This is a genomic window from Puniceibacterium antarcticum (assembly GCF_002760615.1).
GTDB classification, from domain to species: Bacteria; Pseudomonadota; Alphaproteobacteria; order Rhodobacterales; family Rhodobacteraceae; genus Puniceibacterium; species Puniceibacterium antarcticum.
On record NZ_AWWI01000121.1, the window covers coordinates 184090 to 205996 of the forward strand.

A 21907-nucleotide genomic window follows, 5' to 3' on the forward strand; every position below is an offset into this window, starting at 1 on the left:
TGTTGCGCAAGGCAGTCGTCATGCTACGCTGAATGTCACGCTGATACGACACGACATCGAAAAGCCTAGGGAGGGACCATGAGATTCACAACACTCACTCTGGCCATGACGCTGGCAGCAGGCGCGGCATATGCCAACCCGGTTGCGCCGGGCGACGTGTCCTTCAGCGACACCGGTGCCATTGCGGAGTCGCTCACCGGAACACCCGGCGATGCCGCATCAGGCGCCAAGGTGCTCGCGGACCGTGGGGCGGGCAACTGCGTCGCCTGTCACAAGATCTCGTCGCTGGATGCGGCGTTTCAGGGCACTGTCGGCCCGAGCCTCGACGGTGTGGGTGACCGCTGGGACAGTGCGCAGCTGCGCGGCCTTGTCGCCAATGCCAAACATACTTTTCCGGGCACGATCATGCCGTCTTTCTACAAGACTGCCGGGTATATCCGCCCGGGTGACGAATTCAGCGGCAAGGCGGCCAAGGGCGATCTGCAGCCGCTGCTCAGCGCCGAGCAGGTCGAGGATGTTGTGGCCTTCCTGACGACGCTGAAACAACAGTGACCGGCCCCAAAGTCATACGCGGTCTGAGCCAGAAGTGAAGCGCATCGCGCTGAGAGACACAGAGCGCCCCGTCCGCGCCGCAAGATAAGGAGACCACAATGGATTTCACAAGACGCGAAGCTCTGGCCATGGGGGCAGGTGCCGCGCTGGTCAGCTTTCTGCCCTTTCGCGCCAATGCTGCGGCGGTCGATGATCTGATCGCCGAATTCACCGGCGGGGCCGAGATGGCCGACAGAGGGGTCGAGCTGATCGCGCCCGAGATTGCCGAGAACGGCAACACCGTGCCGATCGAGGTCAGCGCCCCCGGTGCCAGCGCCATTCTGGTGCTCGCCGCAGGCAACCCGACGCCGCCCGTGGCGAAATTTGCCTTTGGCCCGCTGGCCGGCAGTCAGACCGCCAGCACACGCATCCGCCTCGCCGGGACGCAGGACGTGATTGCCATTGCCCAGCTGGGCGACGGCACCTTCGCGCGCACGAGCAAGACGATCAAAGTCACCATCGGCGGCTGCGGCGGCTGAGTTAAGGAGTCAGACACATGGCATCAGGCGTAAAACCCCGCGTCAAGGTTCCCGCTTCGGCCTCTGCCGGAGAGGTGATCACCATCAAGACGCTGATCAGCCACCAGATGGAATCCGGCCAGCGCAAGGACAGCGACGGCAACAAGATCCCGCGGTCGATCATCAACCGCTTCACCTGCGACTTTAACGGTGAAAACGTGATCGACGTCACGATGGAACCAGCGATCTCGACCAACCCGTATTTCGAATTTCAGGCGACTGTGCCGGAAACGGGCGAATTCAAGTTCACATGGTATGATGACGACGGCTCTGTCTACGAAGACAGCAAACCGATCACCGTCGGCTGAGAACAGCAGCGACCGGGCCTGCAAAAGGTCCGGCGCCCCAATGGGAGGGACAAGATGCTGAGAACAACAACCGCTCTGGCGGTCGGCCTCATCGCCACGGCGACACTTGGCTGGGCCGATGCGGACGAAAACGAACTCGTCGTGAATGGCGAGATCGAGATCACCACACATGCCCCAGCCCCGGCCTATGTTGATGGCCTGACCGAGATCTATTCCGGCTGGCGGTTCCGTGAACCGGACACCCAGCTGACCCAGATGGACGATTTCGACAATCCCGCCTTTCTGGCGGTCGACGCCGCACAGATCACCTGGGACACGGTCGAGGGTGAGGCGGGCAAATCCTGCGCCTCCTGCCACGGCGACGTGATGGAAAGCATGAAAGGCGTGCGCGCGACCTATCCCAAGTGGAATGAAACTGCCGGAGAGGTCCGCACCCTCGCCATGCAGATCAACGACTGCCGGACCGAGAACCTCAAGGCCGAGCCTTATGATTACACCTCGGGCAAGATGACCGCGATGGAGGCGCTGATTTCCGTGCCCTCGCGCGGCATGCCGGTCAACGTGGCGGTTGATGGTCCGGTGCAATCCACCTGGGAGCAGGGCAAAGAGATGTATTACACGCGCTACGGTCAGCTTGAGCTGTCCTGCGCGAATTGCCATGAGGACAATTATGGCAACTACATCCGCGCCGACCACCTGAGCCAGGGTCAGATCAACGGCTTTCCGGTGTACCGCCTCAAGAACACCAAGCTCAATCAAGTGCAGGACCGGTTTCAGGGCTGTATCCGCGACACCCGCGCTGAAACCTTCAGCGCCGGCAGCCCGGAATTTGTGGCGCTTGAGCTTTATGTCGCCTCGCGCGGCAACGGTCTTGGGGTCGAAGCCCCCTCAGTCCGCAACTGATCCAATCCCCCGCGCGGCACGGCCTGCGCGGGGTTTTTCACTGACAATCCATGCATACATGCGCATGTGTAATTTTCGGAAGGGTCCGCAATGATCTCTCGTCGCGACTTCATGCAGGTTTCCATGGCCGCCTCGGCTTTGGTCGGGGGCAGCGGGTTCGGCAACTGGTCGCGCCTTGCCGCGCAGCAGCGGCTGACGCAGGACCAGCTGTTGCAGTTCGACACCTTCGGGAATGTGTCGCTGATCCACATCACCGACATCCATGCCCAGCTGAAACCGATCTATTTCCGCGAACCCGAGGTGAATATCGGCGTCGGTGACAACCGGGGAAAGGTGCCGCATGTGACCGGCGCGGATTTCCGCAGGCTTTACGGCATCGACGATGGCGCGCCCTCGGCCTATGCGCTGACCTATAATGACTTCTCGGCGCTCGCGGCGGAATATGGCCGCGTTGGCGGGTTGGACCGGGTGGCAACCGTGGTGAATGCGATCCGCGCCGAACGACCCGATGCGATCCTGCTGGATGGCGGCGACACCTGGCACGGGTCCTACACCTGCTACCAGACGGCGGGGCAGGACATGGTCAATGTGATGAACGGGCTGAAGCCGGACGCCATGACCTTTCACTGGGAATTCACCCTCGGCTCTGAGCGTGTGAACGAGATTGTCGCCGGGCTGCCCTTTGCCGCGCTCGGTCAGAACATTTTTGATGCCGAATGGGACGAACCGGCCGAAGCTTTCGCGCCTTACAAGTTCTTTGAACGCGGCGGGGTCAAGATTGCCGTGATCGGTCAGGCTTTTCCCTATATGCCCATCGCCAACCCCGGCTGGATGTTCCCCGAATACTCCTTTGGTATCCGTGACCAGCATATGCAGGAAATGGTGGACGAGGTCCGCGCACAGGGCGCCGGTCTGGTGGTTCTGCTGTCGCACAACGGCTTTGACGTCGATAAAAAGATGGCCAGTGTGGTGACGGGCATCGACGTGATCCTGTCCGGTCACACGCACGACGCGCTGCCCGAACCCGTGCTGGTGGGGCAGACGATCATCGTCGCCTCAGGCTCCAACGGTAAATTTGTGTCGCGCGTCGATCTGGATGTGCGCGACGGGCGGATGATGGGATTCCGCCACAAGCTGATCCCGATCTTCTCGGACGTGATAACTCCCGACCCCACCATGACCGCGCTGATCGACGCACAGCGCGCCCCGTATGAGGCCGAGATGTCCGAGGTGATCGGCAAAGCCGGCAGCCTGCTCTACCGCCGTGGCAACTTCAACGGCTCTTGGGATGACGTGATCTGTGACGCGCTGCTGTCCGAACGCGAGGCAGAGATTGCCCTGTCGCCCGGCGTGCGCTGGGGTCCGTCGATCCTGCCCGGTCAGGACATCACGCGCGAGGATATCTGGAACATGACTTCCATGACCTATCCCAACGCTTACCGCACCGAAATGACGGGGGAATACCTCAAGGTGGTGATGGAGGATGTGGCCGACAACCTGTTCAACCCGGACCCGTTCTACCAGCAGGGCGGCGACATGGTGCGCGTGGGTGGCATCGGCTACCGCATCGACGTGACCAAACCACAGGGCGAACGGATCTCGGACATGACGCTGCTGTCCACCGGCGACGCGATCGACCCCGCCCGCAGCTATGTGGTGGCCGGCTGGGCAAGCGTCAATGAAGGCACCGAAGGCCCGCCGATCTGGGACGTGGTCGAAAGCCACATCCGCAAGCAGGGCACGGTGACACCTGCGGACAACACGAGTGTGACGGTGGTCGGGGCCTAGGCCCCACCACCCGCCCGCATACATGAAAAATTTGGCATTTTCATTCACATAAGCGCATGTGTTGATATGAAGGGAGGCAGGACATGACGTTCGATACCAATCCAAAACAGGCCTCGCGCCGGGCGTTCCTGAGGGGAACGCTTGCGGCGGGCGGCACACTGGCCGGGGCGGGGATGGTCCGCGCCGGCGATCCGCTGATCACCGAAGTGCAGACCTGGGCGCAGGGCTTTGGCTGTTCCAGCGCCATATCGGATCATGGCGGTGTCTGGGGCGCTGATGTTCTGGCGGCCTTTCTCGCCAACCCAATGGCCGCAGTGAGCGGCACCAGAATGGCCTTTGCCGGTCTGAAGAAAGACGCGGATATCGCCGGGATGGTCGGTTATCTGCGCAGCACCGCACCCTGAGTGCGGACAGACAAGACGATCTGAACCGGGGCGCCTGCGGGCGTCCCCGGCTTTGTGTCGGTGCTGTGGTCGCGGGGTGGTTGTCGGCTGAACCTCGTAACCCTATTTGATGACGGACCCTTGCAGGCAGGAGTCACCAACACTAAGACTCTGGTAACCGCAAGACGCTAGACACTTTACACATCAGCAGCAGGCAGGCCGACATGAGAGACCCAGTAGAAACCTATATGAACCTTGTGCCCATGGTGGTTGAACAGACCAGCCGTGGCGAACGCGCCTATGACATCTTTTCGCGCCTGCTCAAGGAACGGATCATTTTCATCAACGGCCCGATCCACAGCGGGATGAGCCACTTGGTCGTGGCCCAGTTGCTGCACCTTGAGTCAGAGAATCCGTCCAAGGAAATCAGCCTGTATGTCAACTCGCCCGGGGGCGAGGTGACAGCGGGCCTCTCGATCTATGACACCATGCAGTACATCAAACCGAAGGTGTCTACACTGGTCTGTGGCATGGCCGCCTCAATGGGGTCGGTGATTGCGATCGGCGGCGAAAAGGGCATGCGTTTTGCCCTGCCGAATGCCGAAATCATGATTCACCAGCCCTCAGGCGGATCGCAGGGCATGGCCGAAGATATCCTGATTTCGGCCCGTCACATAGAAAAAACGCGCGAGCGGATGTATCAGCTTTACGTGAAGCATTCCGGTCAGACCCTCAAAGCGGTTCAAAAGGCGCTTGATCGCGATCTGTGGATGACGCCCGAAGAGGCCAAGGATTGGGGCCATATCGACGAGATCGTGACAAGCCGCGAAGCCGTTGAAGAAGCAAAGTCTTAAGATCGCATTAAGGTCTGCGGGCGATAACACCCGCCCGCAGCAAAATTTGCGATTGTAGAGCGGAAATGCCTGTCTTAGACTGACGGGAACTTAGCGGCTGGCAGGGATTTCACCGTCGTGGAACGCTGCCGGGCGGTGAAGAAAGGTGCGAAATGGCGACGAATTCTGGCGGTGACAGCAAGAACACCCTTTACTGTAGCTTCTGTGGCAAAAGCCAGCATGAGGTCCGCAAACTGATCGCCGGGCCGACCGTGTTCATCTGCGACGAATGTGTCGAGCTGTGCATGGACATCATCCGGGAAGAGACCAAAGGCTCGGGCCTCAAGGCGGCTGACGGTGTTCCGACCCCGCGTGATATCTGCAATGTGCTCGACGATTACGTCATCGGTCAGCAGATGGCGAAACGCGTGTTGTCGGTTGCGGTGCACAATCACTACAAACGTCTGAACCACAGCCAAAAGACCAACGATATCGAGCTGAGCAAATCCAACATCCTGCTGATCGGCCCCACCGGCTGCGGCAAGACGCTGCTTGCACAGACGCTGGCGCGCATCCTGGATGTGCCGTTCACAATGGCGGATGCAACCACACTGACCGAGGCTGGTTACGTGGGCGAGGATGTGGAAAACATCATCCTCAAGCTGCTGCAATCCTCGGAATACAATGTCGAACGCGCGCAGCGCGGCATCGTCTATATTGACGAGGTCGACAAGATCACCCGCAAATCCGAAAACCCCTCGATCACCCGCGACGTCTCGGGTGAGGGTGTGCAACAGGCCTTGCTCAAGCTGATGGAAGGCACGGTTGCCTCCGTTCCGCCGCAGGGCGGGCGCAAGCATCCGCAGCAGGAATTCCTGCAGGTCGATACGACCAACATCCTGTTCATCTGCGGCGGTGCCTTTGCGGGTCTGGATCGGATCATCTCGCAGCGCGGTAAGGGCTCTGCCATGGGCTTTGGTGCCGATGTGCGTGACGTCGAATCGCGCGGCGTGGGCGAGGTCTTCAAAGAGCTTGAACCAGAGGATCTGCTGAAATTCGGTCTGATCCCGGAATTCGTCGGCCGTCTGCCGGTTCTGGCGACGCTCGAAGATCTGGACGAAGACGCGCTGGTCACCATCCTGACCCAGCCGAAAAACGCCTTGGTCAAGCAATACCAGCGCCTGTTCGAAATGGAAGACACCGCGCTGACCTTCACCGACGACGCGCTGACGGCGATTGCGAAACGGGCCATTGCGCGCAAGACCGGTGCCCGTGGCCTGCGCTCGATCCTCGAAGCGATCCTGCTCGAAACCATGTTCGAACTTCCCGGCATGGACGATGTGATCGAGGTTGTGGTGAACGAAGAGGCGGTGAATTCCGACGCCAGGCCTCTGATGATCTACGCCGACCAGAAGAAAGAGCCTGCAACAGCGGGCTGATCTTTCCTCATGGGACGACCAAAGGGCGGGGGAAACCCCGCCCTTTTTGCATCCGGGGCCTGCCGGATCATATTGACTTTGTCGCGGCCAGAGGATTGATCTGATCCGTCTTGGCCACCCCAGAAAGGACCTCCTCATGACCATCAAACGCATCCATTCCGGCAGTCCTTTCGAGGAAAAGATCGGCTATTGCCGCGCCGTTGTCGCCGGTGGCTTTGTGCATGTGGCCGGAACGGTGGGGCAGGGCGACACGGTCGAAGAACAGTGCCGCACGGCGCTTGGCACCATCGGCTGGGCCCTGCGTCAGGCCGGGGCGGGCTTTTCTGATGCTGTCCGGGTGACCTATTATCTGCCGCTCGCATCGGATTTCGAAAAATGCTGGCCGATCCTAGCGGAAACCTTCGGGGACAATCCGCCGGTCGCCACGATGATCGAATGCGGCTTGATCGATGCGAAATACCGCATCGAAATCGAACTGACCGCACTGGCACCTCAGACCCTTTGAATTGTAGGCGAAAATCCGGCTGTCCCGGGGGCTGAGGATGCAGCTGCGGCAAGGCCGCGCTGGACCTTGATCCCGGGATGGTTCATAGAGGGCACAGACCTTCAGAGGAGTCATCCATGGGCATTCTCAGCACCCTTTTGCGCGCCGTGACATGGTGGAACGGCCAGACGCTCAACACCCAACTCTACACTTGGCGCAAAGGCCAGCGGGTGGGCGATGACTCGCAAGGGAACATCTTCTATCAGACCGCTGACGGCAAGCGGCGCTGGGTCATCTTCAACGGCGAAGCCGAAGCCACGCGGATCGGTCCGGAATGGCACGGCTGGCTGCATCACACCTATCAGGAACCCCCGACCGAACGGCCCATGGCCCACAAGGTCTGGGAAAAACCGCATCAGGAAAACCTCACGGGCACGGCGCAGGCCTATGCGCCTGCCGGGTCGATCCGCCGCGTGACCCCGAAGGATCGAAGCGATTACGAGGCGTGGAGCCCGGAATAACCATGTCCACAAATCAGAGCCGCAGCAGCGCATCGGCGTCCCTGACCCCGGTGAGACCCTGCGAAAAGAGGGTTAAATGATCCGTTTTGCAGTGCTTGTTATCTTGGCGATCACCACCTCTGCCTCCGCCCAGGAGGCCGTGACCGACACAAATGGCGCAACCCTGCGCGCTCTGGACAAGCTCAGCGGCAAAGTCACCGACATGCAGCTGTCCAACGGTGAACATCAGGCTCTTGGGCGCATTGATGTGGAACTGGACGATTGCCGCTACCCAGAGGATGACCCGGCAGGCGATGCCTATGCCTTTGTCACGATTCGCGAGACGGGCAAGCCGGATCCGATCTTTCGCGGCTGGATGGTCGCCTCGGCCCCGGCGCTGAACGCCATGGACCACCCGCGCTACGACGTCTGGGTCATGCGCTGCAGAACGTCCTGAGCGGACGCCGCCAGCGGCACCCCTGAAAAATCGGCTGTTTGTGCCACCGCCCGCTGCAGCCGGTTATGGTATTCGATCCGGCTGATTTCTACCGCGCCCAAAGACGCCAGATGCGGTGTCAGAAACTGCGTGTCAAACAGGGTGAACCCGGTGCGGTTCAGGTGATCCACCAGCCAGGTCAGCGCCAGCTTTGACGCATCGGTACGGCGCGAAAACATCGATTCGCCACAGAATGCCGCGCCGATGGTGACGCCGTAGACCCCGCCCGACAGAACCCCCTCCTGCCAGACCTCCAGCGAATGGGCGCGCCCAAGCGCAAAGAGGGTGGTGTAAAGCGCGCGAATCTCGGCATTGATCCAGGTCTCTGCACGGTCTGCGCAGGCGTCGATCACGCCGGTAAAATCCGTATTGATGGTGACGCTATAGCCACCCCGCACCAGCCTGCGCGCCAGACTGCGCGAGACGTGAAAGCCATCCAGCGGAAACACGCCCCGCCGCTGCGGGTCAACCCAAAAGATATCCGGGTCGTCGCGGCTTTCTGACATTGGAAAGATGCCGTTGCGATAGGCCTGCAACAACAGATCCGGCGAGACAGTCACGACGCCGCGCCGCCAAAAGTTTTCAGAAAACTTTTGGCAAGACTTTTTCGAAAAGTCTTGGGCGCAACCGCGCTCATGTCGCGCCTCAGCCCTGTTTCAGCGTCTGATCCAGCCAGTGTTCCAGCCAGTGGATGTTGTAATTGCCGGAATGGATGTCAGGCTCTTCCAGCAAGGCATGAAACAGCGGAATTGTCGTATCCACACCATCGACGATCAACTCGCCCAGCGCCCGGTTCAGACGCGCCAGCGCCTCTGTCCGGTCGCGCCCGTGCACGATCAGCTTGCCGATCAGGCTGTCGTAGTAGGGCGGGATCTTGTAGCCGTCATACAGCGCGGAATCGATCCGTACGCCCAGACCGCCCGGCGCATGGTACTGCGTGATCCGCCCCGGAGAGGGCGAGAAATTCGGCAGCTTTTCGGCATTGATGCGCACTTCGATCGCATGGCCGTTGATCTTCAGATCCTCTTGCACAAAGGACATCGGCAGCCCTGCGGCCACGCGGATCTGTTCGCGCACCAGATCAACGCCAAAGATCGCTTCGGTGACCGGGTGTTCGACCTGCAGGCGGGTGTTCATCTCGATGAAATAGAACTCACCCTGTTCATACAGGAACTCGACCGTGCCCGCGCCTGCATAGTTGATCTTGGCCACCGCATCGGCGCAGACCTTGCCGATCCGTGCGCGTTCTTCTTCGCTGATGCAGGGGCCGGGGGCCTCTTCCAGCACCTTCTGGTGCCGCCGCTGCAGCGAACAGTCGCGTTCGCCCAGATGCACCGCTCCGCCCTTGCCGTCGCCAAACAGCTGGATCTCGATATGGCGCGGCGTGGTCAGATATTTTTCGATATAGACTTCGTCATTGCCAAAGGCGGCCTTCGCTTCCGAGCGGGCGGTCAGAAAGGCGCGCTCCATCTCCGAATCATTCCGCGCAACCTGCATGCCGCGTCCGCCACCACCGGCTGTCGCCTTGATGATCACCGGATAGCCGATTTCGGCGCCCATGCTGCGGGCGCTGTCCAAGTCGGGTACAGCGCCGCCAGAGCCGGGAACGCAGGGCACACCCAGCGCCTTCATCGTCTCGATTGCGGTGATCTTGTCACCCATGACGCGGATATGTTCTGCGGTCGGCCCGATAAAGGTCAGCCCGTGGTCCTGGACGATCTGCACGAATTTCGCATTCTCGGACAGAAAGCCATAACCTGGGTGGATCGCCTGCGCGCCGGTGACTTCACAGGCTGAAATGATCGCTGGGATCGACAGGTAGCTGTCGGTCGACGAGGGCGGGCCGATGCAGATGGTTTCATCTGCCATGCGCACATGCATTGCGTCGCTGTCGGCGGTCGAGTGCACAGCCACAGAGGCGATACCCATCTCGCGGCAGGCACGGATGACTCGCAGGGCGATTTCTCCGCGGTTGGCGATCAGAATCTTGTCAAACATTGCCTGTGCCTTATTCGAGGATCACGAGCGGGGCGCCGTATTCGACCGGGGCGCCATCCTCGATAAGGATTCGCTTGACCGTGCCCGCGCGGGGCGCCGGGATGTGGTTCATCGTCTTCATCGCCTCGACGATCAGCAGCGTGTCGCCTTCGGACACCTGCTGGCCGACGCGGATGAAGGGCGGCGAGCCCGGCTCGCCTTGCATGTAGACCGTGCCAACCATGGGAGAGGTGACCGCGCCTGGATGGGATGCGGGATCTTCGGCCATTTCAGCCGCAGGGGCCGGTGCCGCTGGTGCCATTGGCGCGCCGTAGCCGGGCGCCGGGGGCGCAGCATAATTCTGGGCGGGGGCCGGCTGCATGCGGCTCACCCGGACGTTCAGACTGTCGTCTTCGCCATAATCCCGTTTGACCTGCAATTCGGTCAGATCGTTTTCACGCAAAAGTTCTGCAAGTGCCTGAATAAAGGCCACGTCAGAGTCATAAGTTTTCTTGGTCATGCCATCCTCGCCCGGTTCCTGTCGCGCGATGCCCTTGGGCTGCGCATGCGGTTGCCCGCTTATAGGACATCAGTCCGGGCATGAAAAGCGATGCTGTTGCGGCAGCCATTCTTGGCTCAGCGCCCGGCCCCGCTCACATGCTGTGGCGGGGGTCCGTGGCAGGGCAGGGGCGTTTCGCTCCAGGATCGGGCCTCAGGCGGTGATGCCCTCAATCTTTGCACCAGCGTCCTGCGCCATTTCGGAAAGCTGGCCATACCCCGACGATGACGGCGTTTGCGGCGCATCAGGGCGGGCTTCCTCAAACTGAACCTCGCTTTCCGTCTCTTCGGCGCCGGCGTCGCGGCGGACTTCATCCGCGTCTTTTTCGCGCTCTTCTGCGGTGTCCTGCAAAAGCGGGGCCTGCTGTTCCAACAGGGCGCTTATTTTCAGCTGCATGATAGACGGTGGCGCGACATGAGTCGCAGGGTCAGGCTGTCCACCGACGACCCGCCAGAACTGCGAGGGCGATTTTTCCTGCATCATGCCTGAGTCGCTGGACGATTGCTTTGAAACGGTGGGAACACGCGTTACACTTTTGGTCTGGTCGCTGGTTCCGGGCAGGCCGAAGGGATGGCCCGTCGAAATGGGGGCGGCCCAGGGGGGAAGGACCGAGAAGTGCATATGAAACTCCTTTTGGCTGACAGGGTAACAGAGGTTTACCTTATCACAAATTCTGCACCTATCTTTGCAAATAGCGCGGAAAATGGGGGGATTCGTTCACACTGGTTAACGTAACCACCTGTTTATAGTAACCAATTCCCCGTATCGCATGCTGGTTTTCCGGTTTTTGCGTTCCCGAGCAAGGCCCTGCGCCGCCGCTTCGCACCCCTCCTCCCCCTCGTCAGCGAGTACTTCGGCAGGTGCTGAAGACACGTCTCCGGTGGCCAACCTGCACACAAGCACCGCCCAGAACGCCTTTCCTTCCCTGCGGAAAGGCGCGCCCGGACCCCGGACCGGCAAACTCACAGAGTCCAGGCACTTGGTGCATGTCGGTTGAATTTCGAAGCCGTCATGGGAACCTCACACAGCTTTGTGACGTTAATCTGCCAGAAATCCTGACCGACAGTGGCGGGATCAAACAAAGGAACGTCACATGCTGGAATATGCAGGGCTGGGCGGCCTGATTGTCCTCGGGCTGGACCTCTACGCGATCATCTCGATCTTCGGGTCCAACCGCAGCACCGGATCAAAGGTGCTCTGGACATTGCTCATCCTCGTCCTCCCGATCCTTGGCTTCATCATCTGGCTTCTGGCCGGGCCTCGGTCGGTCGGCAGCCGCGTCTGACCTTTCCAATCAGGAGTTGAACACATGCTCTACTGGGCTCTTATGTTCTTTATCGTCGCAATCATCGCTGGTGTCTTCGGCTTTGGCGGTATCGCCTCTGCTTCTGCCGGGATCGCACAGATCCTCTTTGTGATCTTCCTCGTACTGTTCGTGGTCGCGCTGATCATGCGGTTTGTCCGCAAGGTCTGACACCCGCGCCCTAAGTCAACACGTGCAAAAGCGCGCCACGGAATTCCGGGCGCGCTTTTCTTTTTCCAGCGACGACGGTCGCTTCACCCGTGCCTCAGACCTTGAGCGTTTCTGTTGATGAAAAGAACATCGCCTGGGAAATTGCCGACCGCACCTGATCTTCGGAATAGGGTTTCGAAATCAGGAAGGCCGGTTCAGGCCGCTCGCCGGTCAGCAGACGCTCGGGGAAGGCGGTGATAAAGATCACCGGACGATCGCCAAGCTGGGCGAGGATGTCACGCACCGCATCCACACCCGACGAATTGTCCGCCAGCTGGATATCGGCCAAGATCAGGTCCGGCGCTTCGGATGTGCCAAGCTTGACCGCACCCTCGCGGGTCCGTGCCACACCTGTAACCCGGTGGCCCAGATCGGCCACGATGCTTTCAAGGTCCATGGCGATGATCGCCTCGTCCTCGATGATCAGAACCCGGCCGGAAATGCCGTCTGCCATTTCCTGGCGGGCAACATCCAGCAGCTTTTCGGCCTCGTCATCGCCGATCTGCATGATCTCGGCCACCTCGTCGATGGTGAATTCTTCGATCGTATGCAACAAAAGCGCCTCTCGGCTGTTTGTCGTCAGACGCTGGAGATGTTTTTGGGCAGCCGCCCGGGGGCCTGCATCCTCGGCTTCCACGGGCGCACCTGTGGTGACCCAGATACCGTGGAACATCGCGAACAACCCGGCCTTGGGTGAAGACGCCTCCTCGATGATGCTGCGGTCGGCCAGAACCGCCTCCAGAGTGGCTGCCGCATAGTTGTCACCACTGCTCTGACTGCCCGTCAGAGCGCGCGCGTAACGCCGAAGGTACGGCAGAGCAGCGCCAACTTCGCTGCTGAGATCCACCTGTGTCATGTTTATTGTCCTTCTTGCACTTTTTCTGGAACCAAACGTCTGCAGCGCCAGTTAGTTCCCGAGAAGAGCGCGGCAAAAGCGGTTTTTTGTCGTTTTCTCATGGCGCTGCGGCGCTGTCGACGGGTTGGGGTGCTGGGGCGCATCCAAAATACAAGGTAAGAGAATGGCGCAGGATCGCAACAAGGCACAGCAGTCACAAGTAATCGATGAAAACCTCAAGCGGGTTTATCAGGACATGCTGGACGAAAAAGTTCCCGACAGATTTCTGGATCTGCTCTCTCAGCTGAAAAATCAGCAGGGTGACGGAAATCATGGGGATACAAAATGAGCGGTGATCCCCGTGACGAGATCGTCGAACACCTTCCGGCGCTGCGTGCCTTTGCGCTCAGCCTGACGCGCAACGGCGCGCTGGCTGATGACATGGTGCAAGACAGCCTGGTGAAGGCCTGGACCAAGATCGACAGCTACCAGCCTGGCACCAACATGCGCGCCTGGCTGTTCACGATCCTGCGCAACACCTATTATTCCAACCGGCGCAAGGCCGGTCGCGAAGTCGCGGATGTCGACGGCGTCTACACCGCCTCGCTTTCCGAAAAGCCGGCTCATGACGGCCGCCTGCAGATGACCGATTTCCACGCGGCCTTTGCCAAACTCAACGATGAACAGCGCGAGGCGCTTATTCTTGTCGGGGCCTCCGGCTTTTCCTACGAAGAGGCGGCCGGCATGTGCGGCGTCGCTGTCGGCACAATCAAAAGCCGCACCAACCGCGCCCGTGCCCGCCTCGCTGAACTCATGCATCTCGACATGGGAGAGGCGCTGGAGATGACCGATGGTGCCACACTTGCGGTGATCTCAGGCAACAGAACAGCGTCGGTAGGTTAACATGATCGCAGCTGCAGGCCCCCGCCCGCTGCCCGGCGGGCTGGCGGCGCGCATCATCGGCTTTTTGTCGATCGCCCTCATTCCCCTGGGGGTGGTCGCCTATATGCAGACCGCGCAGCTGAGCGAAGAAACCCGTGCCCGCACGCAGCTCAGCCTTGCCGCACTGACGGAATCCGCCGCCTCTGGCGAACGTCAGACCATCTTGCGCGCTCTGGGCGCCGCTCAGGCGCTCGGCTCTGCGGCGATCCTGTTTCCGGACGATGACGCGCAGTGTTCCGCCCTGTTCAAGGAATACGTGACCTCAAAGCCCGGCGTGTCCTTCGCTGGTATCCTGTCCGAGGATGGCATCCTGCGCTGCTCTTCGTCTGGAGAGGTCATCGATATCTCGACTTCGCCGAATTTCCAGTTTATCGTCAACAATCCCCATTCGACCGTCCAGTTGAACGAGGCCCCCCGCATCAGCAAGACCGCGGTCCTGATGGTCGCCGAACCCTTTTATCGCAACGACACCCTCGCAGGTTATGTGGCGCTGTCGATCCCGGCGATCGGCCTGCGTGACAGCGCCTTGCCCGATCCCGACAGCGATATGGCCGAGTTGCTGACCTTCAACACCTCGGGGCAGGTGCTGTCCTCGCGCTCGCCCCGCGAACACACGGTTGAACTGCTGCCGGATGCGCTCGACCTTGCCACCCTGTCGCAAACCACCGCGCAAAGCTTCAAGGCGCGCAGCGCCGATGGTCAGACCCGGATCTTTGCTGTCGCCCCACTGGTGCCCGGGCTGGTCTACGCGCTCAGCATCTGGCCACAGGACGGCAGCGCTGCCACGGCCGTTCAGGTCAACGATTTTGCCAAGCTGCTGCCGTTCCTCATGTGGGCGGCCAGCGTCATCGTGGCCTTTCTTGCCATCAACCGTCTGGTGATCCGCCATGTGCGCACGCTCAGCCAGCAGATGCGCAACTTCGCCCGCAACCGCCGTGTGCCTCAGGTCACGGCCGGCGATCAGATGGCGCTTGAATTGCGCGACATGGAGAGCGATTTCCTGCACATGGCCGACGCCATCCTGCAGGACGAGGCGCAGCTTGAAAACGCCCTGCGCGAAAAGACGATCCTGCTGAAAGAGGTGCATCATCGGGTCAAGAACAACCTGCAGCTGATTTCCTCGATCATGAACATGCAGATCCGCCAAAGCGATTCCTATGAGACCCAACAGGTTCTGCGCCGTCTCCAGGAACGCATCCGCGGCCTCGCCACGATCCACCGCAACCTCTACCAGACCGAAGATCTGGGCCATGTGGATGCCGGGCGCCTGCTGGACGATCTGATCCATCAGATGTCTCTTGTGGCGGATCAAAGCCCGTCACGCGTCAAGCTTGAGACCAATCTTGAGCATGTCGAACTTTACCCGGATCAGGCGGTCCCGCTGTCACTGCTGACCGCAGAGGCGCTGACCAATGCGGTGAAATACATCCGCCCCGATCCGAATGGTGCCTCGCGTGTTTCGATCCGCTTCAACCGGGTGGGCGCAAACCGCGCAGTGATCGAGATTTCGAACACCTGCAGCGGAGAGGATTGTGAACCCTCAAACAGCACCGGGCTTGGCTCGCGTCTGATTCGTGCTTTTTCCACCCAGCTGGGCGGTGAACTTGAACAAGGCGCCATTGACGACATCTATACCGTGCGTGTCGAATTCACCCTGACCGATTTCATCCCCGAAGCGGGCGATTACTGACCGCCCCCGCAAAGGAGCAGCCCCAAGATGAGCGTTTCTCTGATAGATCTCCCCATGCCCCGCACAAACGCCGGTGAAATCCGCCGCGTTGGGGTCGAGGTGGAACTTGGTGGCCTGTCCGAGGAACGTGTGGCAGAGATCATGCAACAGGACCTGGGCGGCGATATCGACACCCGCCCCGAACAGGGGAGTGTCCTGCGTGGCAGCAGCCTTGGCGACGTCGAAGTGTATCTCGACAGCCGCTATTTGGCTGATGCCGAAACCCAGCTGGAAAAGTGCATCCGCGAAATCGCCGCCGCCGTGGTGCCGGTCGAAATCGTGACAGCCCCGCTGCAGCCTTCCGACATTCCGAAGCTGGATGCCGTCCTGCAAAGCCTGCGCAGGGCAGGGGCCACCGGCACCAATGCCGGCATCTTTCTCGGCTTCGGCGTGCATTTCAATCCAGAGGTGACGGGCACTGATCTCTCCGACGTCCTGCCGATCCTGACCGCCTTTGCGCTGTACGAGGATGCCTTGCGTGACGAGGCGCATATTGACCTGTCGCGCCGCGCGCTGCCCTTTGTCGATCCCTATCCGCGCGCGCTTGTGGATGCGCTGGCCCGGGGGGGCATCGCGGACATGACCGCGCTCATCGACCTTTACCTCAAAAAGGCACCGTCGCGGAACCACGCGCTCGATATGCTCGCTTTGTTCACCCATCTGGACCCGGATCGCGTGGGCAAGGTGATGGACCTCAAACCCATCGGCGCGCGCCCGACCTATCACTACCGTCTGCCCGATTGCCGCATGGACGAGGATGACTGGTCCCTCGCGCTGGAATGGAACCGCTGGGTGACGGTCGAAAAGATCGCGCAGAATGCCGCCCTCCTGGACCAGCTCAAAGACGGCTGGAAAAAGCACCGCGGCTCCTTCACCTCCCTGCGGGGGGACTGGACCAAGGCCTCAAGGACGATGGTGCAGGCAGCTTTATGAGCCTGCTCAGCAAGAAACATCGCCCCGTCATCGGTGTCACCGTCTCGCGCAAGTCAGGCTGGCGGATCTATCCGCTGATGAAGCTCAGCCTCTGGATCGCGGGCGCGCGCTCCGTGCGTTGGCAAAGCGGGTCGGAAAAGGTTGATCTGAACGCAGTTGATGGCGTCATCATCGGCGGCGGCGACGACATCGCCCCAACGCTTTATGGTGGCGAGTTGCGCATGGGCGTCCGCCTCGATCCCGACCGCGACGCGCTGGAAAAGGCCGTGCTTGAAGGCGCCTTCGAAAAACGCCTGCCGATCCTCGGGATCTGTCGCGGTTCGCAGATGCTCAACATTGTGCTCGGCGGAAATCTGCATCAGGACGCCTATCGCGTCTACGATTCCAAACAATACAAGACGATACTGCCGCGCAAATGTGTGAATGTGACTCCTGACAGCCTGCTCTACCGCACCACGCGGCAGGCGCAGGTCTATGTCAACGCGCTGCATTCTCAGGCCGTTGACCGTCTGGGCGATCAGCTACGTGTCGCTGCGCGCGACAGCGGTGGCATGATCCAGGCCATCGAACGCACCACAGACCCCTTTGCCATGGGCGTGCAGTGGCATCCCGAACACCTGTTCTACCGCCGCGCCCACCGCCGCATCTTTGCGGCCCTTGCCCAGGCCGCCCGCGCCCATGCGGCACAGGTCGGCCAGATCGCCGCGGCCGAGGAAGAGGCCAGCGTCGAAGCCGCGCTTTATGCCTCCGACGCCTGAGCGGTCAGACCGGGATCATGTAGTAATTGTGCACATCGTGATGCCAGTGCCGCTCCAGCCGGTCGATCTGATCTATCTGCGGCGCCTTCCCCAAGGCTTCGGCATTGGTGTCCAGCACCAGATGCCCGCCGCCCGCGCGGTAGCGCAGCACCGAATAGGGCACCACCAGCAGCTTGCCGCTCAGAACCTTGCCATTGTCGATCACCAGATGGGTGATCCGCCCCGTTTCAGGGTCCAGCAGCAGATCGTCCAGCACGCCCAGTGCGCCGTCGCGGCCAAAGATATCCACCCCCAGCCAGCTTTTTGCCGTCTCGAACCGCTTCATCGCGGCCTCTGCGCGCGGGTCCCTGTCCGCGTCTTCGGCGTCCGTTTCGGCGTCGATCTCGGCGGCCAGCGCCAGCGGCGCATAGGTCCCGCCAAACGGCCCCACAACCAGCGGCGGCAGATTGCTCAGGATCGGAAACAGCGGCTGATGCTCGCCCTCCCAGCGCGGCGCTTGTGCAAACTCCTCGGGCGTCGCCTTCAGCACCACCTCGGCGGTGTCCACAGTCATCTCCCCGACCAGAGAGGCCGCAACCAGCGCCTGCTGGCTGTCCAGCCAGCCGCCTGTATCCACCATCAGGTATTTCAGCGCGCCGTCCTGCGCATTGAACAAAAGGTCGGTGATGGGAAAGCGATCTTCGCCCATTCGGGCCTGATATCTGACAAGATCATCGAAACTTCTTAGCATTGTGATGCCTCCTTACATCCCAAACCCGTGAACAGCCCACGGGTTCCGGAACTTGCAAGGTTCCGCGCGCGTTGAACAGCCAAAGGCAACATGAGGAAAGAGCTATGACGACGGACATATTCCTTGCTGGATTGGCCGCTCTCACCCTGATTGCGGCTCTTATCGTGGCGCTTACCAGCCGGCGCGATGTGAATGACATGAAGGATGAAGACAGATCCCGCATGGGCTAAACGCATTCACATGAAATCTATCTGAGCCGGCGCAAGCTTTGCGTCAGAAAAAGCGGCGGGAGAACACCCGCCGTTTTTTTTTGTCCCGCCCCCTTCATGAAATCTGTGCAGGTCAGTGGCACCTTGGCATCATTGCGCTATAGGCTGAACCAAAGGCAATTCTGACAACAGGGGGCTGACACATGTCCAATCTCACACAGCGTATTGCACAGGCACGCGGCGACGAACCCGCCGATCTGGTCCTGCGCGGCGGTCAGATCTTTGATCTGATGACCGGCGAGATGCTGACCGGCGATGTCGCCATCTGCGGCGACACCATCGTCGGCATCTGCGACGGCTACGAAGGCACAGAGGTGATCGACGTCACCGGGCTCACCCTTGTGCCCGGGTTCATCGACACGCATCTGCACATCGAATCCTCGCTTGTCACGCCGTTCGAATTCGACCGCTGCGTCGCGCCGCGTGGTGTCACCACCGCCATCTGCGACCCGCATGAGATTGCCAATGTCATCGGCGCCGACGGCATCCGCTATTTCCAATCCGCGAGCGAGCGCACCGTGATGGACATCCGCGTCCAGCTCAGCTCTTGCGTGCCCTCGACCCATATGGAAACCGCCGGGGCCGAACTGCTGGCTGCGGATCTTGCCCCGCTGATGGGCCACCCCTCGGCGATCGGTCTGGCCGAATTCATGAACTACCCCGGCGTGATCCACCGCGACCCACAGGCGATGGAAAAGCTGGCCTTGTTCGACGGCGGCCATATCGACGGTCATTGCCCGTTGCTCTCGGGCCGTGACCTCAACGCCTATATCGCGGCAGGCATCCGCACCGAACACGAGGCAACCAGCGCCCCCGAAGCCCTCGAAAAACTGCGCAAGGGCATGCGGGTGCTGATCCGCGAGGGGTCCGTGTCTAAGGATCTGCACGCGCTCCAGCCGCTGCTCACCGAACGCACAGCGCCCTACATGTGCCTCTGCACCGATGACCGCAATCCGCTGGACATCGCAGAACATGGCCACCTTGATTACATGATCCGCACGCTGATCGCCCTTGGCACGCCACCGCTCGCCGCCTATCGCGCCGCGTCTCTGTCCGCGGCTGAGGCGTTTGGCCTCAAGGATCGCGGCATGATCGCCCCGGGCAAGCGCGCCGATATCGTCGCCATCGACTCGCTGAGCGGCTGCAATGCGCAGCTGGTCCTGTGCGCGGGCAGGGTGGTCAATGACGCCGCCTTTGCCGCGCGCGACATCATCGACCCGGTGGGCCGCAATTCCGTCCGCGCGCCGCAGGTCAGTGCCATCGATTTCCGCGCCCGCGCCAACCGCAGCGCCACCGACGTGATCGGCATCCGCCCGGGCCAGATCCTGACCGACCACCTGCACGAGGATATCCCGGTGCACGAAGGCGACAAACACCCCGATCCCACCCGCGATCTGGCGCGGATTTCGGTGATAGAACGCCACGGCAAGAACGGCAATATCGCCACCGGGTTCGTGCGTGGTTTCGGCCTGCAATCGGGGGCCATCGCCTCGACCGTCTGTCACGATCACCACAACATCGCCTGCGTCGGTGTCGACTACGCCGACATGGCCCTCGCCGCCAATCGACTGAGCGAGATTGAGGGCGGCTTTGTCGTCGCCAAAGACGGCAAGATCCTCGCCGAACTCTCGCTGCCCGTCGCCGGGTTGATGAGCCTTGAACCGTTTGAGGTTGTGCGCGACGCCCTGACCGATCTGCGCGCCGCCGCGCGGTCTCTGGGTGTCACTTTGGAAGAGCCGTTCTTGCAACTCGCCTTCCTCGCCCTGCCGGTCATTCCCTCGCTCAAGATCACCGACCGGGGCATGGTCGATGTGCTGAAATTCGAGATTCTGTCGTGACCCGCTGACCCCTGCGCCATAGTCGCAGCCATACGCAAACCATACGATTTCCATACGCCTTCCATACGGTGATTTTGGTCTGATCAGGGCCAGAAAACCCCGGCAGGATTCCATGATTTTTTTGGGCTGCCGGGGGCGCTGTCATGACCCACTAAAATAATCGGATTTGACTTGTCTGAGTGAATTGGTCAGGTTGCAGCCATCGCGATTCCGTCGCACAGCGGGTAAATTACCCGGTTATTTTACGGAGAGGGTTCCATATGACACGCCTGTTTCTCGCCAGTCTGGCCACCACCGCCCTGACGGCCTGCCCGGCCTTGGCCGTTGAAAAGTCAGAAGTTATTGGCACCTACGCCGATATTGCCGCTGCAAAATACGCCGATAGCCTGACCACCGCACAGGCGCTGGACGCCGCGATCAAGGCGCTGATTGCCACACCGTCCGAACAGACCATGGCCGACGCCCGCACCGCCTGGATCGCCGCCCGCATCCCCTATATGCAGACCGAGGTTTACCGTTTCGGCAACCCGATCGTCGATGACTGGGAAGGCAAGGTAAACGCCTGGCCGCTGGACGAAGGTCTGATCGACTATGTGGATGCAGCCTATGGCGGCGCGACGGATGAAAACGCCTACGCCGCGCTGAACGTCATTGCGAACCCCAGTTTTACCCTGTCTGGTCAGACAGTTGACGCATCGGAAATTACCCCGGACCTGCTTGAAAATTCCCTGCAAGAGGCTGACGCGGTCGAGGCGAATGTCGCCACAGGCTATCATGCCATAGAGTTTCTGCTCTGGGGGCAGGATCTGAACGGCACCGACGCAGGTGCCGGCACACGGTCCTGGACCGACTATGCCGCTGGTGACGACTGCACCAATGCCAATTGCGACCGTCGCGGCGATTACTTGAACGCGGCGTCTGACCTGCTGCTATCAGACCTCGAATGGATGGTGGCACAATGGGCACCCGAAGGCGATGCACGCACGGCCCTCACCTCCGACGAAAACGCCGGGCTGACGGCTATCCTGACCGGCATGGGATCCCTGTCTTACGGCGAACTGGCTGGCCAGCGGATGAAGCTGGGCGTGCTCCTCAACGACCCCGAGGAAGAGCATGACTGCTTCTCGGACAACACCCAGTGGAGCCATTATTACGACGCTCTGGGCATCCAGCAGGCCTATCTTGGCGAATACACCCGCCTCGATGGTACTAAAATCCACGGTGCGTCCCTGTCTGACCTCGTGGGGGAAGTGAACGCCCCGGCCGACGCCGAACTGCGCGATGATCTGGACGCGACCATGGTCGAGATGACCCAGATCGTGGACGCGACCAAAGACGGCATGGCTTATGATATGATGCTGGCCCGCGGCAATGACACAGGCGAAGAGCTGGTGATGTCCGCGGTGGATGCCCTTGTGGTGCAGACCCGTGCGATTGAACGGGTTGTGACGGCACTTGATCTCGGCGGTATCACGCTCGAAGGATCGGACAGTCTGGACGATCCCAACGCAGTCTTCCAGTAAACTGCCCCAAAAGATGCAGCGGCGCGCCGGGTTGAACTTGGCGCGTGCGACCTGCATC

At 60.9% G+C, this 21907-nt stretch carries 27 protein-coding genes; 21 read left to right on the forward strand and 6 right to left on the reverse strand.

Translation table 11 applies throughout. The annotated features are described in order from the left end of the window. Positions 1 to 78: 78 nt before the first annotated feature. The 11 genes from soxX to P775_RS17970 all read left to right on the forward strand — a co-directional run bounded on the left by soxX (position 79) and on the right by P775_RS17970 (position 8204). Positions 79 to 552: a sulfur oxidation c-type cytochrome SoxX gene (gene soxX, locus P775_RS17920; protein WP_099912259.1), complete on the forward strand. Its 474-nt coding sequence runs from the start codon at positions 79 to 81 to the stop codon at positions 550 to 552. Between the two features lie 98 nt (positions 553 to 650). Further along, positions 651 to 1070 carry a thiosulfate oxidation carrier protein SoxY gene (gene soxY, locus P775_RS17925; RefSeq protein ID WP_099912260.1) on the forward strand — a complete coding sequence of 140 codons (420 nt, stop codon included), beginning with the start codon at positions 651 to 653 and terminating at the stop codon, positions 1068 to 1070. Positions 1071 to 1087: 17 nt separating this feature from the next. Then, positions 1088 to 1417: a thiosulfate oxidation carrier complex protein SoxZ gene (soxZ, locus tag P775_RS17930; protein WP_099912261.1), complete on the forward strand. Its 330-nt coding sequence runs from the start codon at positions 1088 to 1090 to the stop codon at positions 1415 to 1417. Between the two features lie 54 nt (positions 1418 to 1471). After that, positions 1472 to 2320: a sulfur oxidation c-type cytochrome SoxA gene (soxA, locus tag P775_RS17935; protein ID WP_099912262.1), complete on the forward strand. Its 849-nt coding sequence runs from the start codon at positions 1472 to 1474 to the stop codon at positions 2318 to 2320. A gap of 90 nt (positions 2321 to 2410) precedes the next feature. Then, positions 2411 to 4108 carry a thiosulfohydrolase SoxB gene (gene soxB / locus P775_RS17940; protein WP_099912263.1) on the forward strand — a complete coding sequence of 566 codons (1698 nt, stop codon included), beginning with the start codon at positions 2411 to 2413 and terminating at the stop codon, positions 4106 to 4108. 83 nt (positions 4109 to 4191) lie between these two features. Further along, entirely contained in the window at positions 4192 to 4512 is a 321-nt protein-coding gene (locus P775_RS17945) for a c-type cytochrome (protein WP_099912264.1), read from the forward strand. 203 nt (positions 4513 to 4715) lie between these two features. Further along, complete coding sequence (locus tag P775_RS17950) at positions 4716 to 5345, forward strand: ATP-dependent Clp protease proteolytic subunit (RefSeq protein ID WP_099912265.1); 630 nt, start codon at positions 4716 to 4718, stop codon at positions 5343 to 5345. Positions 5346 to 5497: 152 nt separating this feature from the next. After that, a complete protein-coding gene (clpX, locus tag P775_RS17955; RefSeq protein WP_099912266.1) occupies positions 5498 to 6763 on the forward strand; it encodes an ATP-dependent Clp protease ATP-binding subunit ClpX in 1266 nt (421 codons plus the stop codon). A 136-nt stretch (positions 6764 to 6899) separates the two neighbouring features. Then, positions 6900 to 7268, forward strand: a complete 369-nt coding sequence (locus tag P775_RS17960) for a RidA family protein (RefSeq protein WP_099912267.1) — start codon at positions 6900 to 6902, stop codon at positions 7266 to 7268. A gap of 116 nt (positions 7269 to 7384) precedes the next feature. Then, positions 7385 to 7768 carry an NADH:ubiquinone oxidoreductase subunit NDUFA12 gene (locus P775_RS17965; RefSeq protein WP_099912268.1) on the forward strand — a complete coding sequence of 128 codons (384 nt, stop codon included), beginning with the start codon at positions 7385 to 7387 and terminating at the stop codon, positions 7766 to 7768. 76 nt (positions 7769 to 7844) lie between these two features. After that, positions 7845 to 8204, forward strand: a complete 360-nt coding sequence (locus P775_RS17970) for a DUF2155 domain-containing protein (protein ID WP_099912269.1) — start codon at positions 7845 to 7847, stop codon at positions 8202 to 8204. Here the strand turns inward: P775_RS17970 and aat are convergent. From aat to P775_RS17990, 4 genes are all read right to left on the reverse strand, one after another. Beyond that, positions 8168 to 8803, reverse strand: a complete 636-nt coding sequence (aat, locus tag P775_RS17975; protein ID WP_099912270.1) for a leucyl/phenylalanyl-tRNA--protein transferase — start codon at positions 8801 to 8803, stop codon at positions 8168 to 8170. The two genes, P775_RS17970 and aat, sit on opposite strands and share 37 nt — an antisense overlap. An 85-nt stretch (positions 8804 to 8888) precedes the next feature. After that, positions 8889 to 10241 carry an acetyl-CoA carboxylase biotin carboxylase subunit gene (accC, locus tag P775_RS17980; protein ID WP_099912271.1) on the reverse strand — a complete coding sequence of 451 codons (1353 nt, stop codon included), beginning with the start codon at positions 10239 to 10241 and terminating at the stop codon, positions 8889 to 8891. A 10-nt stretch (positions 10242 to 10251) separates the two neighbouring features. Then, positions 10252 to 10740: an acetyl-CoA carboxylase biotin carboxyl carrier protein gene (gene accB / locus P775_RS17985; protein ID WP_099912272.1), complete on the reverse strand. Its 489-nt coding sequence runs from the start codon at positions 10738 to 10740 to the stop codon at positions 10252 to 10254. A 192-nt stretch (positions 10741 to 10932) separates the two neighbouring features. Then, entirely contained in the window at positions 10933 to 11400 is a 468-nt protein-coding gene (locus tag P775_RS17990) for a hypothetical protein (RefSeq protein ID WP_099912273.1), read from the reverse strand. Positions 11401 to 11875: 475 nt separating this feature from the next. Between P775_RS17990 and P775_RS17995 the strand changes: the two genes are divergently transcribed. Continuing rightward, positions 11876 to 12064: a PLD nuclease N-terminal domain-containing protein gene (locus P775_RS17995; protein WP_425439921.1), complete on the forward strand. Its 189-nt coding sequence runs from the start codon at positions 11876 to 11878 to the stop codon at positions 12062 to 12064. A gap of 24 nt (positions 12065 to 12088) precedes the next feature. Next, positions 12089 to 12253, forward strand: coding sequence for a DUF1328 domain-containing protein (locus P775_RS18000; protein WP_099912275.1), 165 nt, complete (start codon positions 12089 to 12091; stop codon positions 12251 to 12253). 94 nt (positions 12254 to 12347) lie between these two features. Here P775_RS18000 and P775_RS18005 read toward each other — a convergent pair whose 3' ends face one another. Then, positions 12348 to 13148 (reverse strand): response regulator, encoded by an 801-nt coding sequence (locus P775_RS18005; RefSeq protein WP_099912276.1) that lies wholly within the window; start codon positions 13146 to 13148, stop codon positions 12348 to 12350. A gap of 163 nt (positions 13149 to 13311) precedes the next feature. Between P775_RS18005 and P775_RS28160 the strand changes: the two genes are divergently transcribed. Genes P775_RS28160 through P775_RS18025 form a run of 5 tightly spaced genes read left to right on the forward strand, consistent with a single transcriptional unit; the run spans position 13312 to position 17489 of the window. Beyond that, positions 13312 to 13476 (forward strand): NepR family anti-sigma factor, encoded by a 165-nt coding sequence (locus P775_RS28160; RefSeq protein ID WP_180287492.1) that lies wholly within the window; start codon positions 13312 to 13314, stop codon positions 13474 to 13476. After that, positions 13473 to 14030 carry an RNA polymerase sigma factor gene (locus tag P775_RS18010; protein WP_099912277.1) on the forward strand — a complete coding sequence of 186 codons (558 nt, stop codon included), beginning with the start codon at positions 13473 to 13475 and terminating at the stop codon, positions 14028 to 14030. Before P775_RS28160 ends, P775_RS18010 begins: the two co-directional genes overlap by 4 nt. Position 14031: 1 nt before the next feature. After that, on the forward strand, positions 14032 to 15759 hold the full coding sequence (locus P775_RS18015; RefSeq protein ID WP_099912278.1) for a sensor histidine kinase: 1728 nt from the start codon (positions 14032 to 14034) through the stop codon (positions 15757 to 15759). 54 nt (positions 15760 to 15813) lie between these two features. Next, complete coding sequence (locus P775_RS18020) at positions 15814 to 16731, forward strand: amidoligase family protein (protein ID WP_245875749.1); 918 nt, start codon at positions 15814 to 15816, stop codon at positions 16729 to 16731. Further along, the gene (locus tag P775_RS18025; RefSeq protein WP_099912280.1) at positions 16728 to 17489 is read left to right on the forward strand and encodes a gamma-glutamyl-gamma-aminobutyrate hydrolase family protein; all 762 of its coding nucleotides are present in this window, start codon (positions 16728 to 16730) and stop codon (positions 17487 to 17489) included. Before P775_RS18020 ends, P775_RS18025 begins: the two co-directional genes overlap by 4 nt. Positions 17490 to 17493: 4 nt before the next feature. On the opposite strand, the gene P775_RS18030 is transcribed toward P775_RS18025, so the two are convergent. Then, entirely contained in the window at positions 17494 to 18219 is a 726-nt protein-coding gene (locus P775_RS18030) for a PRC-barrel domain containing protein (protein ID WP_099912281.1), read from the reverse strand. A 104-nt stretch (positions 18220 to 18323) separates the two neighbouring features. Between P775_RS18030 and P775_RS29450 the strand changes: the two genes are divergently transcribed. The 3 genes from P775_RS29450 (at position 18324) to P775_RS18040 (ending at position 21849) form a co-directional block, all read left to right on the forward strand. Then, positions 18324 to 18449, forward strand: a complete 126-nt coding sequence (locus P775_RS29450) for a hypothetical protein (protein WP_281256105.1) — start codon at positions 18324 to 18326, stop codon at positions 18447 to 18449. 182 nt (positions 18450 to 18631) lie between these two features. Further along, positions 18632 to 20326 carry an adenine deaminase gene (ade, locus tag P775_RS18035; protein ID WP_099912282.1) on the forward strand — a complete coding sequence of 565 codons (1695 nt, stop codon included), beginning with the start codon at positions 18632 to 18634 and terminating at the stop codon, positions 20324 to 20326. A 260-nt stretch (positions 20327 to 20586) separates the two neighbouring features. Continuing rightward, positions 20587 to 21849 (forward strand): imelysin family protein, encoded by a 1263-nt coding sequence (locus P775_RS18040; protein ID WP_099912283.1) that lies wholly within the window; start codon positions 20587 to 20589, stop codon positions 21847 to 21849. Positions 21850 to 21907 lie beyond the last annotated feature (58 nt).